The 16,377-nt window shown below is 53.4% G+C and carries 12 protein-coding genes; 10 read left to right on the top strand and 2 right to left on the bottom strand.

Annotation, left to right across the window (positions count from 1 at the left end; all coding sequences use genetic code 11):
- The first annotated feature begins 129 nt into the window (after positions 1-129).
- From parE to DI44_RS08040, 3 genes are read left to right on the top strand one after another with little or no spacing between them, the layout of a single operon-like run.
- Positions 130-2,067, top strand: a complete 1,938-nt coding sequence (gene parE, locus DI44_RS08030; RefSeq protein ID WP_021321610.1) for a DNA topoisomerase IV subunit B — start codon at positions 130-132, stop codon at positions 2,065-2,067.
- A 59-nt stretch (positions 2,068-2,126) separates the two neighbouring features.
- Positions 2,127-4,571, top strand: a complete 2,445-nt coding sequence (gene parC / locus DI44_RS08035; RefSeq protein ID WP_033025408.1) for a DNA topoisomerase IV subunit A — start codon at positions 2,127-2,129, stop codon at positions 4,569-4,571.
- Positions 4,568-4,912, top strand: a complete 345-nt coding sequence (locus DI44_RS08040) for a PilZ domain-containing protein (RefSeq protein WP_013145319.1) — start codon at positions 4,568-4,570, stop codon at positions 4,910-4,912. The genes parC and DI44_RS08040 overlap by 4 nt, the downstream gene beginning before the upstream one ends.
- 104 nt (positions 4,913-5,016) lie before the next feature.
- Here the strand turns inward: DI44_RS08040 and DI44_RS08045 are convergent, their stop codons facing one another.
- Positions 5,017-5,748 carry a MerR family transcriptional regulator gene (locus DI44_RS08045; RefSeq protein ID WP_014195851.1) on the bottom strand — a complete coding sequence of 244 codons (732 nt, stop codon included), beginning with the start codon at positions 5,746-5,748 and terminating at the stop codon, positions 5,017-5,019.
- Between the two features lie 296 nt (positions 5,749-6,044).
- Between DI44_RS08045 and treP the strand changes: the two genes are divergently transcribed.
- The 7 genes from treP (at position 6,045) to DI44_RS08080 (ending at position 15,410) form a co-directional block, all read left to right on the top strand.
- Positions 6,045-7,463, top strand: coding sequence for a PTS system trehalose-specific EIIBC component (gene treP / locus DI44_RS08050; protein WP_023634518.1), 1,419 nt, complete (start codon positions 6,045-6,047; stop codon positions 7,461-7,463).
- 114 nt (positions 7,464-7,577) lie between these two features.
- A complete protein-coding gene (gene treC / locus DI44_RS08055; RefSeq protein ID WP_014195848.1) occupies positions 7,578-9,269 on the top strand; it encodes an alpha,alpha-phosphotrehalase in 1,692 nt (563 codons plus the stop codon).
- A 22-nt stretch (positions 9,270-9,291) separates the two neighbouring features.
- On the top strand, positions 9,292-10,005 hold the full coding sequence (gene treR, locus DI44_RS08060) for a trehalose operon repressor (protein ID WP_033025406.1): 714 nt from the start codon (positions 9,292-9,294) through the stop codon (positions 10,003-10,005).
- Between the two features lie 214 nt (positions 10,006-10,219).
- Positions 10,220-11,632 (top strand): Na+/H+ antiporter NhaC family protein, encoded by a 1,413-nt coding sequence (locus DI44_RS08065; protein ID WP_013523770.1) that lies wholly within the window; start codon positions 10,220-10,222, stop codon positions 11,630-11,632.
- Between the two features lie 428 nt (positions 11,633-12,060).
- Positions 12,061-12,510 carry a thioesterase family protein gene (locus DI44_RS08070; protein WP_015374873.1) on the top strand — a complete coding sequence of 150 codons (450 nt, stop codon included), beginning with the start codon at positions 12,061-12,063 and terminating at the stop codon, positions 12,508-12,510.
- 117 nt (positions 12,511-12,627) lie between these two features.
- Positions 12,628-14,127: an aminotransferase class V-fold PLP-dependent enzyme gene (locus tag DI44_RS08075; protein ID WP_014195845.1), complete on the top strand. Its 1,500-nt coding sequence runs from the start codon at positions 12,628-12,630 to the stop codon at positions 14,125-14,127.
- 104 nt (positions 14,128-14,231) lie between these two features.
- Positions 14,232-15,410, top strand: a complete 1,179-nt coding sequence (locus DI44_RS08080) for an acyl-CoA dehydrogenase family protein (protein ID WP_033025405.1) — start codon at positions 14,232-14,234, stop codon at positions 15,408-15,410.
- A gap of 73 nt (positions 15,411-15,483) precedes the next feature.
- On the opposite strand, the gene speE is transcribed toward DI44_RS08080, so the two are convergent.
- Positions 15,484-16,359, bottom strand: a complete 876-nt coding sequence (speE, locus tag DI44_RS08085; protein WP_015374870.1) for a polyamine aminopropyltransferase — start codon at positions 16,357-16,359, stop codon at positions 15,484-15,486.
- Positions 16,360-16,377: the final 18 nt, after the last annotated feature.

The raw sequence follows: 16,377 nt of genomic DNA, 5'->3' as shown, positions 1-16,377 counted from the left end.
TCCTTTCGTTTTTCAGGCGCCGTTGTCCGATTTTGTCAAGCGGTGTCAAAAGACAATGGACAGCTGGTCATTTTATGATACAATAAAACAGAAACAGATGTTCTTGTTTTGGCAGAAAGGGGTGGGCTTGTGGCAAAGCAAGCGATACATGACTATAACGAAGATGCCATTCAAGTGTTGGAAGGGCTCGAGGCAGTCAGGAAGCGGCCGGGGATGTACATCGGCAGCACCGACAGCCGCGGGTTGCATCATCTTGTTTATGAAATCGTCGACAACTCGGTCGATGAGGCGTTGGCCGGATACGGAAACTACATTTTCGTGCAAATACATAAAGACAACAGCATCACGGTTTTGGATGAGGGGCGCGGCATGCCGGTCGGGATGCATAAGCTCGGCAAGCCGACGCCGGAAGTCATTTTGACCGTGCTTCATGCCGGCGGCAAATTCGGCCAAGGCGGCTATAAAACGAGCGGCGGCCTGCACGGAGTCGGGGCGTCGGTTGTCAACGCCTTATCAGAATGGCTGGTCGTCACGATTCATCGCGACGGCTTCATTTACCGGCAGCGGTTTGAGCATGGAGGCAAACCGGTGACGACGCTAGAGAAAATCGGCACAACGAACAAAACCGGAACCATCATTCAATTTAAGCCGGACCCAACGATTTTCAGCACGACAGTCTTCGATTATGAAACATTGAGTGAACGGCTGCGCGAATCGGCGTTTTTGTTAAAAGGGCTGAAAATCGAACTCGTTGACGAACGGACCGGCATGCGCGAGGTGTTCCACTATGAAAACGGAATTGAAGCGTTTGTCGCCTATTTGAATGAGGAGAAAGATGTGCTCCACCCGGTCGTTTATTTTGCTGGCGAGCAAAACGGCATTGAAGTCGAGTTTGCGTTCCAGTTTCATGACGGTTATTCGGAAAACGTGCTGTCGTTTGTCAACAACGTGCGCACAAAAGACGGCGGCACGCATGAGGCGGGTGCGAAAACGGCGATGACGCGCGTTTTTAACGAATACGCCCGCCGTGTCGGTTTGCTCAAGGAAAAAGATAAAAATTTGGAAGGAACCGATATTCGCGAAGGGTTGTCCGCGGTCGTTTCGGTGCGCATCCCAGAGCACTTGCTGCAGTTTGAAGGGCAGACGAAAGGAAAGCTCGGAACGAGCGAAGCGCGTTCGGCCGTCGATGCGGTGGTGTCCGAGCAGCTCATGTACTTTCTGCAAGAAAACCCGGACGTAAGCGCGATGCTCATTAAGAAAGCGATCCGGGCCTATCAGGCGCGTGAAGCGGCCCGCAAAGCGCGCGAAGAGGCGAGAAGCGGCAAAAAGCGGAAAGGGAAAGAGGCGCTCTTAAGCGGCAAGCTGACGCCGGCGCAAGGGCGCAATCCGCAAAAAAATGAGCTCTATCTCGTTGAAGGCGATTCGGCGGGCGGTTCGGCGAAACAAGGGCGCGACCGTCGATTCCAGGCGGTGCTTCCGCTGCGCGGAAAAGTCATCAACACGGAAAAGGCGAAACTTGGCGATATTTTGAAAAACGAGGAAATCAATACGATCATCCACGCCATCGGCGGCGGCGTCGGGGCTGACTTTTCGCTCGATGATGTCAACTACGACAAAGTGATCATTATGACCGATGCCGACACGGACGGCGCCCATATTCAAGTGCTGCTTTTGACGTTTTTTTACCGCTACATGCGTCCGCTGATTGAAGCGGGAAAAGTGTACATCGCCTTGCCGCCGCTTTACAAAATCAGCAAAAAAAGCGGCAAAAACGAAATCGTCGAATATGCGTGGACGGACGAGCAGCTGAAAGAAATTACGAAAAAAATGGGCCGCGGCTATACGATTCAGCGCTATAAAGGGCTCGGCGAAATGAACGCCGATCAATTATGGGAAACGACGATGAACCCACAGACGCGTACGCTCATCCGCGTGCGCATTGAAGATGCGGCCCGCGCCGAACGGAGGGTGACGACGCTCATGGGCGACAAAGTCGAGCCGCGCCGCAAATGGATCGAAACGCACGTCGCCTTCGGGCTCGAAGAGGAACCGGGATGGATCGGCTGATGGCGGCGTGAAAAGGCGCCGCCTTTTTGGTGCTGATGTGTTAGGAAAGGAGAATGACGATGGCAGAACGATTGCTGGAAATGCCGTTAGAGGACGTGCTTGGCGACCGCTTTGGCCGCTACAGCAAATACATCATCCAAGACCGGGCGCTGCCCGATGCGCGCGACGGGCTGAAGCCCGTGCAGCGCCGCATTTTGTATGCGATGTACATGGATGGCAACACGGCTGATAAACCGTTTCGCAAGGCGGCGAAAACGGTTGGAAACGTGATCGGCAACTTTCATCCGCACGGCGACTCATCGGTGTATGAAGCGATGGTGCGGATGAGCCAAGAGTGGAAGCTGCGCAACGTGCTGGTGGAGATGCACGGCAACAACGGCAGCATCGACGGCGACCCGCCGGCGGCGATGCGCTACACGGAAGCGCGCCTGTCGGCGATTGCCGCCGAGTTGCTTCGCGATATTGACAAAGAAACGGTTCCGTTTGTGCCGAACTTTGACGATACGACCGATGAGCCGACCGTCTTGCCGGCGATGTTTCCGAATTTGTTGGTGAACGGCTCGACCGGGATTTCGGCCGGCTATGCGACCGATATTCCGCCGCATGCGCTTGGCGAGGTGATCGACGCCGTCTTGATGCGGATCGACCGGCCGGATTGCACTGTTGACGAGCTGATGACGGTTCTTCCTGGCCCCGATTTTCCGACCGGCGGCATCATCCAAGGGAAAGACGGCATCCGCAAGGCGTATGAGACCGGCCGCGGGAAAATCATCATCCGCGCCAAAGCCGCCATCGAGCAGGGAAAAGGCGGGAAAAAGCACATTGTCATCACGGAACTGCCGTATGAAGTGAACAAAGCGAATTTAGTGAAAAAAATTGACGAGCTTCGCCTCGACAAAAAGCTCGACGGCATCGCCGATGTGCGCGATGAAACGGACCGGAACGGGCTGTCGATCGTCATCGAATTGAAAAAAGACGCCGATGCGGAAGCGATTCTCAACTACTTGTACAAAAATACGGATTTGCAAGTGCCGTACAGCTTCAACATGGTGGCGATCCATGAGCGCCGGCCGAAGCTGATGAGTTTGCCGGAGCTGTTGGATGCCTACATCGCCCACCGGAAAGAGGTCGTCACCAACCGCTCGCATTTTGAGCTGAAAAAAGCGAATGAGCGGAAGCACATCGTCGACGGCTTGATTCGGGCGCTTTCCATTTTGGATGAGGTGATTGCGACGATTCGGGCGTCGAGTGACAAGCGCGACGCCAAAGAACGGCTGATGGCTCATTACGGATTCACCGAAGCGCAGGCCGAGGCGATCGTGACGCTCCAGCTGTATCGGTTGACGAACACCGACATCACGGCGCTGCGTCAAGAAGCGGAAGAACTGGATCAAGCGATTGCGGAACTTACGGGGATTCTCGCAGATGAAAAGAAGCTGCTTGGCGTCATCAAAAAAGAGCTGAAGGCGATGAAAAAGCAATATGCCGATGAGCGGCGGACGGTGATTGAAGAGGAGATTGAAGAGCTGAAAGTGAAGGTGGAGGCGCTCATTCCGGCGGAAGACGTGATCGTCACCGTGACAAAAGAAGGATATGTGAAGAGGACGAGCTATCGTTCATACAGCGCCTCAAACGGTCAAGACATGGGCATGAAGGAAACGGATCGGCTGCTCGCCCAGCTCGAGATGAATACGACCGATGTGCTCTTGCTTTTCACCCGCCGCGGTTATTATTTATACTGCCCGGTGCATACGCTCCCTGATATCCGTTGGAAAGAGGTCGGCCAGCACATTTCCCATCTCATTCCGCTTGAACGCGACGATGAACTCGTCGCCGCTGTTCCAGTCTCTTCCTTTGACGCCGGGGAGCAGCTCATCTTTGTGACGAAACAAGGGCTCGTAAAGCGAACGGAGCTCGCTCAATACCAAGTGCAGCGCTACACCCGCCCGCTTGTGGCCGTCAATGTGAAAGAGGATGATGACGTCATCGCCGTCTACGCGACGGATGGATGCGGCCATCTTTGGCTTGCGACGCATGATGGACATGCGCTCTTGTTTGCCGAGGAGGAGATCAGCCTTGTTGGCGTGCGCGCGGCTGGCGTGAAAGGGATTCAATTGAAGGAAGGGGACTTTGTCGCCGCTGCGTGCCCCGTTCGCCTAGAAAAGGGGGGCTCGTTCGTCGTCGTGACGCAGCGCGGAGCGGTGAAAAAAGTGGCGATGAGCGAGTTTGAGCCGTCCTCACGAGCGAAGCGCGGCGTTGTGATCGTACGTGAAGTGAAATCCAACCCGCACCGAGTTGTCGGCGCCGTCTTTGTCAGCAACGATGAGGAAATGGTCGGATTGCGGACGGAAAAAGGGGTGGTCGAGACGATCGAAGCCGCTTCCCTTCGTCTCTCCGACCGCTACAGCACGGGTTCGTTTGTCGTTGACACTGACGAAGCCGGGATGGTGGTGGATGTCTGGAAAGAACCGACGAAGCTGCTTGGAAAAGGGGAGGAAGGATGAGGTTTAAGCGTCAAGAACCGTTCCGGTATCAGTTTGGCCGGCCGCTCCCGGCTGAACTGCGCACAGCCGATGGTGAGCGCAGCGTCTACATTCACGATCTAAGTCCGCACGGGATGAAAATCGAAACGGAAGGCCGCCTTCCCTTTTCAACAGGGGGAACGCTGGTTGACATCTCGTTTTGGCTAAACGCTGCCCCCTTTACGCTGCGGGGGCAGCTTGTCTGGGAAAGACCGTTTGTCCACGCCTACTATTATGGCGTCCGCCTCCATGTCACCAAACAAGAAGAAGCGCACTTGATCGAAGCCATCAAACGACATGCGGCCGAGAGCCGCCGAATATGACGCAAAAAGGGGCCCGAGTTTTGGCGGGGCCCTTTTTTGATTTTTGACGGAGGTATGGCGCATCCAAAACGGGTGCCCTTGTCACATGGATGCCAAAATCGTCTTCACCAAAACTTCCACCATTTATTTGCCCGTGTTCGAGCAGCGCTGGTGCTGGCAGCGGTTTGCCGAAACGACAACACGAGCTCGCGAAACGCTTTTTCCCGTTCTAAAATGCGCAGTTCGAGCTGTTTTCGCTCCTCTTCCTGCCTTGCCTTTTCCTCGTGACAGAACGCGACGACCGTTTCCAAATGTTCATGCAGCTGTTCCGTTTTTTGCTGCCATGCGTCCTCGTAATCGCGGAGTGAACGGCGCACCGTTTCGGCAGCTGCCGTCGTTTGCTCCTCGATGTAGTCAAGGCGGCCTTTCACCTCATCCATCGCTTGCCGGACCGTGGCTGTCGTTTCCTGTTTCAAGGCGTCGACGATATCGTCTTTTAAGCGGGCCGCCAACTGCTCGGCTATGTATGGCATCCCTTGATGCAGCAGGCGGGGCACATCGATGATTTCCCCTTCCATGACGGCTGTTTCCACTTGAGCGGCTGTCTCGTTGGCTCGCTCTGCCGGTTGTCCGTCCATTTGCCTGATCATTTCAGCCACTTCACGCGGATGGCGGCCGTCCTCAAGCCAAGTGCGGATATGGCGAAACCGGTCGATCAGCTCGTCGGTGTACATGCGTGCCCCCTCGGTTGTGCGTGGGACGGCAATCGATCCGGCGAACTGCTTTTCCCATTGTTTCAAATCGCGGGCGGTGACCCCGATTTTTTTCGCTGCTTCGCGGAGTGTATAGGTTTTCATCGCATTTCCTCATCCTTTCTCGTCTTTTGGCATTGATTTGCATTATGTTTTATTTTCCTACTCGGTCGTTGATTTTCCTGCCGCTTGACAAAACATAACAAAAGAAGTGGAAGTTAGCAAAAAAACAACAACTATTGTCGAAAAATGAAGAAGGTCATCGAAAGATGTTGACAAACTTGTATATACAAGATAAAATGAATTCAGGTTGTATATACAAGTTTGTTTGCAACCGGTTGCTGAAAGCGATTTAACGCTATAGCGGTCGTTGTTAAGGAAAGAAAAGGGAGGCGTTCATCATGGGGGCATACCAACAAGCAGCCGCGCAAATCGTTGAAGCCATCGGCGGCAAAGAAAACATCGTCGCCGCCACGCATTGTGTGACGCGGCTTCGGTTTGCGCTCAAAGAGGAAGGAAAAGTCAATAAGGAAGCGCTTGAGCGCATCGATGTCGTCAAAGGGTCGTTTTCGGCAAACGGCCAGTTTCAAGTCGTCATCGGCCAAGGGCTTGTCGATAAAGTGTATGACGACCTCATCGAGCTGACGGGCATCGGCCGGGCGACAAAGCAGGAGATTAAAGACGCTGCGGAAGCGAAGCTCAATCCGCTGCAACGCGCGATTAAGACGCTGGCTGATATTTTCATTCCAATCTTGCCGGCAATCGTGACGGCCGGTTTGTTAATGGGGATTAACAACGTCTTGACAGGCCCAGGCATTTTTTACGAAGGGAAATCGTTTGTCGAGGTGCACAAAGAATGGGCCGATTTGGCGAACATGATCAACTTGATCGCCAATACGGCGTTCGTCTTCCTGCCCGGTTTGATCGGCTGGTCGGCGGTGACGAAATTCGGCGGCAGCCCGCTCTTAGGGATTGTCCTTGGTTTGATGCTCGTCCACCCAGATTTGCTCAACGCTTGGGGCTGGGGAGCGGCGAAAGAAAAAGGAGAGATTCCGGTTTGGAACTTGTTCGGCTTTGAAGTGCAAAAAGTCGGCTACCAAGGACAAGTGCTGCCGGTGCTGGTGGCTTCCTACGTGCTGGCGAAGCTGGAGCTGTTTTTGCGCAAGCGCATTCCGGATGCGTTTCAGCTGTTGCTTGTCGCGCCGCTTGCGTTGCTCATTACGGGCTTTTTGGCGTTCATCGCCATTGGGCCGATCACATTTGCGATCGGCAATGCCATTACCCACTTGTTTGTCACGATTTTTGACACGGTTCCGGCTCTTGGAGGATTGTTGTATGGAGCGTTGTATGCGCCGCTTGTCGTCACCGGGATGCACCATACGTTCTTGCCGGTTGACTTGCAGCTGATTGCCAATACCGGTGGCACGTTCCTTTGGCCGATTTTGGTCATGTCAAACATCGCCCAAGGTTCGGCAGCGTTGGCGATGATGTTTGTCGCGAAGGAGGAAAAGCTGCGCGGTTTGTCGTTTACGTCGGCTGTTTCCGCGTATTTAGGCATCACGGAACCGGCGATGTTCGGGGTCAACTTGCGCTTTCGCTTCCCGTTTATCGCAGCGATGACAGGGGCGGCAATCGCCGGCATGTTTATTACGCTCAATAAAGTCATCGCTCCGTCGATCGGCGTCGGCGGCCTGCCGGGTTTCTTGTCGATCGTGCCGCAAAAGTGGACGCCGTTCTTTATCGGCATGGCGATCGCGATTGCGGTGCCGTTTGCGCTGACGTTTGTCTTTGGGAAAGTGCGTAAAGCCGCCCGCTCATGATTGCCGTGTGTGGAAGCAAGAGAACGATGTGCGAAATCATTTATTTCCCGCCCGTACCATTGGCCGCCGATGCCAATGGTATGTTTTTTATCCCGACGAACGAGGTGAAGAGAGATGTCAACAACCCCTTGGTGGAAAAAAGCGGTCGTTTATCAAATTTATCCGAAAAGCTTCTACGATACGAATGGAGACGGCATTGGCGATTTGCCGGGCGTGATCGAGAAGCTCGATTATTTACAAAAATTGGGTGTCGATGTCATTTGGCTGACGCCGATCTACGCGTCGCCGCAGCGCGACAACGGTTATGACATCAGCGATTATTTCCGCATCCATCACGAATACGGAACGATGGACGATTTTGACCGTCTGCTTCACGAAGTGCATGCGCGCGGCATGAAGCTGGTGATGGACATGGTCGTCAACCATACCTCAACCGACCATGAATGGTTTCAGCAGGCGCGCTCCTCGAAAACGAACCCATACCGCTCGTTTTACATTTGGCGCGACCCGAAGCCGGACGGCGGAGCGCCGAACAACTGGCAATCGAAATTCGGCGGCTCGGCGTGGGAATACGACGAACAAACCGGCCAATATTACTTGCATTTGTTCGATGTGACACAAGCGGACTTGAACTGGGAAAACGAAGAGCTGCGCCGCCGCATTTATGACATGATGCATTTTTGGCTCAAAAAAGGAGTGGACGGCTTTCGGCTTGACGTCATCAACTTGTTGTCAAAAGACCAGCGCTTCCCGGATGATGACGGTTCGGTGCCGCCGGGGGACGGGCGCCGCTTTTATACGGACGGACCGCGCATTCATGAGTTTTTGCAAGAGATGAACCGCGAAGTGTTTTCGAAATATGACGTCATGACGGTCGGGGAAATGTCGTCGACGACGATCGATCATTGCATCCGCTACACGAACCCGGAAAACCACGAGCTCAATATGACGTTTAACTTTCACCACTTGAAGGTCGATTACCCGAACGGAGAAAAATGGGCAGTCGCCCCATTTGATTTCCTTGCCTTAAAACGCATTTTGTCCGAATGGCAAGTCCGGATGTATGAAGGCGGCGGCTGGAATGCGCTCTTTTGGTGCAACCACGATCAGCCGCGCATCGTGTCGCGCTATGGCGATGACGGGACGTATTGGAAAGAGTCAGCGAAAATGCTGGCGACGACGATCCATTTAATGCAAGGGACGCCCTATATTTACCAAGGCGAAGAAATCGGCATGACCGATCCGAAATTCACCGATATTCGCGACTACCGCGACGTTGAGTCGCTCAACATGTACCGGATTTTGCGAGAACAAGGCAAAAGCGAGCAAGAAGTGATGGAAATTTTGCAGCGAAAATCGCGCGACAACTCACGCACGCCGATGCAATGGGACGACAGCCCGCATGCTGGTTTCACGTCCGGGACGCCGTGGATTCGCGTCGCCGACAACTACCGACGCATTAACGTGAAACAGGCGCTCGCCGACCGCGACTCGATTTTCTACCACTATAAGCGGCTGATTGAGCTGCGCAAACAGTATGATCTCATTACGACCGGGCGCTATGAGCTGCTGCTTGCGGACGATCCGCATATTTTCGCCTATATGCGTCATGGCGATGGAGAAAAGCTGCTTGTTGTCAACAATTTTTATCCAATCGAAACGACGTTCACGCTGCCGAAAGAAGCAGGAGCCGATGGCTATACGGGAGAACTGCTGCTTGCCAATTATTCGGACGCGCCGGCCGATTTTCGCCGCATGCAGCTGCGCCCATACGAATCGGTTGTTTATCTTTTGCGCCGGTCGTGATACAATACAAGCGGTGATTCTTATGCATGAAAACAAATATTTAACCATTTACCATGACCTCATTTCCCGCATCCGCCGCGGAGAATGGAAGGCGTACGACAAGCTGCCATCGGAACACGAGCTGGCCGCCCGGTATGAGACATCGCGCGAGACGATTCGCAAAGCGCTCCATTTGTTGTCCGAGCACGGCTATATCCAAAAAATGAAAGGAAAAGGATCTATCGTCCTTGACGTCGGCAAATATGACTTTCCCGTATCCGGATTGGTCAGCTTTAAAGAACTGGCGCAGACGATGAAGCAGCCGGTGCGGACGATCGTGCATGAACTGGCGATCATCAAGCCGGATCGCGAGCTCAGGCAGCATCTGCGCGCCTCAGGCAAAGACGAAGTGTGGAAAGTCGTGCGCGTCCGGGAAATCGGCGGAGAGCGGATTATTTTGGATAAAGACTTTTTTCTGAAAAAGCATGTGCCGCTATTGACCAAAGAAATTTGCGAAGACTCGATTTATGAATATTTGGAAACGAAGCTGCATTTGCCGATCAGCTTTGCGAAAAAAGAAATATCGGTCGACGAAGCGACGGACGAAGACCGGCGCTATTTGGATTTGCATGGCGATGACCGCGTCGTTGTCGTCAAAAACTATGTGTATTTAAGCAATGCTGTATTGTTTCAATATACGGAATCGCGTCACCGGCTCGACAAGTTCCGATTTGTCGATTTTGCGCGCCGGAAATGACAACGCCTTCTGTGCCCCAGGTTGTTTGGGAGTCAGCCCGGGGCGGATGGAAGTGTGGGCCACGCTGCAAACTGCAGCGCGGCTTTTTTTGTTTGCGTGGGCAACATAAATTTTATAAATAAAACTATGTTCTAAATCTTCAATGAAAATCATAAAAAAACTGCATTATGGCTATCCTTCTTGGTAACAACATCATCGCAAAGGAGGCGCCGACGTGGAAGGAACATGGTGGTCGCTGTTGCCTTTTCTGCTCATCATTCCGTTGGCGGTATGGCTGAAAGAAATTTTGCCCGGCCTCGTGGCCGGATTGCTCGTCGGAGCGTTTTGCCTTGAGTGGTCGGCTGTCGGCGCGATTGAGCGCGCTGTTTCCGCTGTTCTTCACGCCCTGACCGATCCGGAGCATATGAAGGTGGCCGCGTTTTTGTATTTGTTCGGTTCGCTTGTCGGCATGATGCAAATTACCGGCGGGATCAAAGGGTTTGTCGAGAGACTTTCCGGCCGCATCCGCTCGAAGCGGGGGATTTTGTTGTTCGTTTGGCTGACGGTGCCGGTGACGTTTTTTATGCCGATGTTTCGCATTATGCTCCTTGGACCAGTGATGAAAGCGGTCCTTCGCCAGTTTCGCATCGACCGCCGCCGCATGGCGTACATGATCGACGTCTCGACCGAGCCGATCATCGTGCTTTTGCCAGCGGCGACAGCGTTCGTCGGCTTTATGACTTCTGTTGTCGCCGCGGCGCTTGAGCAAAACGACATTCACGAATCGCCGTATGACGTGTTTTTGCGCAGCCTGCCGTACAACTTGTTTGCGATTGTCGCTCTGGCCGTCGGGGTGTTGACGACGATGTTGAACATCCGGATCGGCAAACCGCGGGCGAAAAAAGGAGAAGGGGAAACGAATACACTGCACGGGCTCGGATTGCGCAAGGAGCTGGCGCTGATCAACGGGGAGCCGTTGCACTTGTTTGTCCCGCTGGCGCTGTTAATCGCGCTGACGTTTGCCTTTTTCGTGTACGACGGGAGGAAACGCGGGGCAGAGAATTGGTGGGAGGCGTTTTCCGCGGCCGATGCGACATGGGCGATGCTGTTGGCGTTGTTTGTGACCATCCTTTTGTCGATGGCGTTTTATTTATGGCGCCGACAATCACTTTCAGAGCTGACGTACCATTTTTTTGCTGGGGGTAACGAAATGATGGCGCCGATCGGCATGCTCGTTCTCGTATGGGCGGTCTCGGCGGTGGCGGGGGAACTCGGATTTGCGGAGTACGTGTCGTCGACGTTCGGCACATGGCTGCCGGGGGCATTCGTGCCAGCGGCCGTGTTTTTGGTCGGATCGTTTTTATCATACTTTATCGGTTCTTCATGGGGAACGTGGGGCATTTTGATGCCGCTTGGCGTCACGCTTTCCCATGCGACCGGGGCGCCGCTCGAGGTGACAGTCGGCGCTGTGTTTGCGAGCGGGACGTTTGGCGCCTTTGCTTCGCCGCTTGGCGATACGACGATTACAACCGCAGCCATTATGGATATGGACTTGATGAGCTATGCGAAATATAAACTGCGCATCTCTCTCCTTTGCGCCGGCGTGTCGCTCGTTGGATACGTTCTTTTGCCGCTTTGGGCCGGTTGACCGCAGACGCCCCGTCTGCCCTCGCCGGGCTTTTTTTATCTACCCTGAAAATGTCAAAACTATATAGGTTCCAATAAAGAATTTCCAATTTGTTCGTTACCATTTGCACTTCGATACATGCGGATGCAATCTAATGTGTTAGGCAATCGGCGAAGTGTAAACCAAAAATTCAACTTAATTGAAGGAGATTTTCATCCTTTCGCGGCGACGTACTGGATTCGTCACAACATTTTATATCACAAACAATGTTCTAAATAATCAATAATCCAAAACAAAACAATTGCATATCTAAATCAACCGGAGTATGATAAAAACAACATACTGACTAGTTGGTAGCTACAAATCGAACTCAGTCACGCCCCATGCTCACCCAAACGAATATTGTGGGCGAAAGGGGCAAAAAAAAGGCAAGAAAGGAAGAGGGAGAAATGAAGACGCACATCATTACCGTCAACCCACGCTTTTGTGAAACTGATGCGCTCGGACATTTAAGCAACATTAGCTATTTTATTTATTTAGAAGAAGCGCGCACCCGCCTGTTTGATGAATTGCGTTACGTCGGGCGAACGGAGGACTGGCATTTTATTTTAGCTTCCACCAAGTGCGATTTTATCAACCAAGGATTCTTCGGACGACGATTGCGCGTGGAAACCAATGTCTCCCGGATCGGCAATAAAAGCTTTCAATGCATTCATCGCATCATGGAAGAGGAAACAGGAAGACTGATCGCCATCGGAGAGGCAGCGGTCGTCCATTTCAATTTCCAAACCCAAACGAGCGAACCGTTGCCTGATGACTTGCGGACCATGCTTGCCGAATACCTTGTGCCGTCCGTGGGGGAAACGATTTCGCCGTTATCGTGCAAAAAAAGGGAGTGAATACCATCCGCCTGTACGGCGGATTTTTCATTTTCAACTTTCCCACGTTTTTTGGACCGAACCACCGAAGGCGACATACTTTGTAAATAGACGAAATGGCGGAAAGGGGGAATCAACATGGCCATTCACGCTGTGATCGGCAATGCGGTGTATACATGCCGCGGGGAGCTTGAGACGTATTTTCAGCCGTTTCGCGATGGAACGATCGGCCGCTTTCATCCGTTTTCTACGCCGTTTGGCAAACAGCGGCTTATTTACGCCGACTGGACAGCAAGCGGGCGGCTGTACCGGCCGATTGAAGAGAAGCTAACGCATGAGCTCGGTCCATTTGTCGGCAACACGCATACGGAATCGAATGTGACCGGAACGAAAACGACGCTTGCCTATCGCTATGCAAAAGAAATCATCAAACAGCACGTTCATGCCGGGAAAAACGATGTCTTGATTATGCAAGGCGCCGGGACCACAAGCGCCGTCAACAAGCTGCAGCGTCTGCTTGGCTTGCGCGTACCGGAACGGTGGAAGCGCCGCTTGTCCCTTCATGATGAGGAGCGGCCAGTCGTTTTTGTCACCCATATGGAGCACCATTCAAATTTATTGCCATGGGTGGAAACCATCGCGGAAGTCGTGGCGGTCCGTCCGACAGAAAACGGGGATGTCGATCTTGACCATTTGCGCGAGCTGCTGGAGCGCTACCGAGATCGACCGCAAAAAATCGGTGCCTTTACTGCTTGCTCGAACGTCACGGGGTTGGAAACCCCATATCATAAGCTGGCGAAAATCATGCACGAGCATGGCGGCCTTTGCTTTGTTGATTTTGCTGCTTCCGCTCCGTACGTCCGCATCGATATGCATCCGGACGACCCAATGGAGCAGCTTGATGCCATTTATTTCTCCCCCCATAAGTTTCTCGGGGGGCCGGGAAGCGCCGGCGTGCTCATCTTTGACAGCCGGCTTTATCATCAGCACGCTCCGGATCACCCCGGCGGCGGGACGGTGTACTGGACTGACCCGTGGGGGAACTATGAATACATCCAAGCCATTGAGGAACGCGAAGATGGCGGAACACCGCCGTTTTGGCAAACCATCAAGGCAGCGTTGGCCATCCAGCTGAAAGAGCAAATGAACGTAAAACAGATGCGCGCCCGCGAAAAGGAACTTGTTTCCCTTCTTTTGCCGGCGCTAAAAAGCACTCCCGGCGTTCGCGTGCTTGAAGGACATCGGGACGACCGTCTTGGCATCATCTCATTTGTCATAGATGGATTGCATTACAACCTTGTTGTCAAACTGCTGAATGATCGCTTCGGCATTCAAGCGCGCGGCGGCTGTTCCTGCGCCGGACCATACGGCCACTATTTGCTTGGCATCGACAAGGAACAATCCGCTGCGCTGCTTCAAGAAGTCAAAAACGGCAATCCTCTCGCCAAACCAGGATGGGTGCGTCTGTCGCTCCATCCTACGATGACGAACGAAGAAGTGTATGCGATCATCCGCGCCGTCCGTCAAATCGCCCGCTATGGCCGCCGCTGGCAGGAGGAATACGAGTACGATGCTGGGAAAAATGAGTTCGTCCACCGTGACGATGATCGGTACATTCGGCATTTCTTTCTCTTTTAAGCTTCCGAGAGCAAGGACGGTCATTTTCCCGTGCGTTTTTGTTTTCAGTCCTAGCCAGAACTCGGTACAATAAAGGCATCTTGACCAAAAGAAGGTGAGAACCGATGAACGAATTGTACCATTTGCTTGTGCGGACCGATCGGGAGCAACAATTGTACAACCAAGCGCGTCGCCTTGCGGAACGGTTTGCGGAAAGGGCGGCGCATGATGACGAACAGGCAACGTTTCCATTTGCCGATTTTGCCGATTTAAAAGAGGCTGGATTCCTTTCCTTGACCGTCCCGACTGAATACGGCGGCCAAGGGGCGTCGCTTTATGAGCTCGTGCTCGTGCAAGAGACGATTGCCCAAGGTTCTGGGGCAACGGCATTGTCGTTTGGTTGGCACGCCAGCATTCTCATGCGGCTGTTTTTGCTTCGCCGCTGGCCGGAGCCCGTTCTCACCCGTTTGGCGAATGAAGTCGTTTGCCGCCACGTGCTCATCAACAGCGCCCACTCTGAACGGACAACTGGCAGCCCGGCGCGCGGCGGTAAACCGGAAACGACGGCCGTCTTTCGCCATGGCCGCTTTGTGCTTCGGGGGCGAAAGACATTTGCATCGTTAGCCCCTGCGCTCGATTACGTCTTAATTTCCGCCACGATGGAAGACGGTCGGGTCGGTGAATTTCTCGTGCCGATGTCTGCTTCAGGCATTCGCATCGAACCGACGTGGAACACGCTTGGCATGCGGGCGACGCGCAGCGATGATCTTGTTCTTGAAGAAGTCGAAGTCGACCAAGAGGCGCTCGTAGAGACGCTTGGAGAAGCGAACGAAGCTGCTCCGGCGCAAGGATGGCTGTTGCACGTGCCGGCTTGTTACTTAGGCATCGCCATTGCGGCGCGCAATGAGGCGCTTCGCTTTGCCAAGACGTACCAGCCTAATACCCTGCCTCACCCAATCGCCTCGACGCCCGAAGTACAGCGGAAAATCGCTGAAATGGAATGGCGCCTCACCCATGCGCGCCATTTCCTGTACGCGGTCGCCGATTTATGGGATCGCTATCCGGAAAAACGGATGGAAATGAAAGAGGAGTTGGCAACAGCCAAATTGGTCGCCACCAATACCGCGCTTGAAGTCGTCGATTGGGCGATGCGCATTGTCGGCGGACAAAGCTTGTTTACTGACAATCCGCTTCAGCGGCATTACCGTGACGTCCGCGCTGGGCTCTACAACCCGCCTGCTGACGACTTGACGCTTCAATGGCTTGCTAAGCGGGCATTGTCTCACAACCCACCTGCTCCATAAAACAGAACGGATTCAAGCAACACGAAAAAGCTGTCCCTGCTTTGTGGGGGACAGCTTTTTTGATGCCAAGCGGTTATTCCACCTCAAGCGCCGAACGCAAAAATGCCGGCAACGCGAAACATTGGCGAAAGATCCCATCGTTCACATATTTCGTGTCATTTGGAATGGTAGTCTGCACCGGAAAATCGAGCGGCCGTTTCGAGCCGATCGTAAAGCTCCACAACCCTCCTGGATACGTCGGCACCACGGCGGTGTACACAAGCACATGCGGGAACAGTTCGCGAATATTGCGGTACGTCCGCTTCAAAATATCCAGATGGAAAATCGGCGACTGGCTTTGGCAGACCATCAGCCCATCCGCTTTCAACGCGCGATGGACGTTGGCGTAAAACTCCGGTGAAAACAAGGCTTCCGCCGGGCCGACTGGGTCGGACGAGTCGATCATAATGACGTCGTAGACGCTTTCCTTCCCTTGCACAAACTTGACGCCATCATCATAAACAAACCGCACGCGCGGATCCGATAAGTTGCCGGAGACGGCTGGCAAATGCTCTTTGCACGCCCGGACGACTTTTTCGTCGATTTCCACCATGTCGATGGCTTCAAGATGAGCGTATTTCGCCGTCTCACGAGCTGCGCCGCAGTCGCCGCCGCCGATGATGAGCACCCGCTTCGCTTCCGGATGAAACTGCAGCGGCACGTGCGAAATCATTTCGTTATAAATATGGCCGTCAATCGAGGTCGTTTGCACGACGCCATCGAGTACGAGCATGCGGCCAAAATCGTACGAATCCAAAATCATCACATGCTGGTACTCGGACGGCTCGGCAAAAATCACCTCTTTGATTCGATAGCTGATTTTTAAGTTGTCGCGATCATCTTCGGTGAGCCAAAGCTCTCCATTGTCCATATGCAAGTAAGGTGGCAAAGCGTTTCCTTCGTGTTTCATTGTGACCTCCTTTAGTCA

The organism is Geobacillus sp. CAMR5420 (assembly GCF_000691465.1).
GTDB lineage: Bacteria > Bacillota > Bacilli > Bacillales > Anoxybacillaceae > Geobacillus > Geobacillus thermoleovorans.
This window is presented reverse-complemented; position numbering and strand designations above follow the sequence as displayed.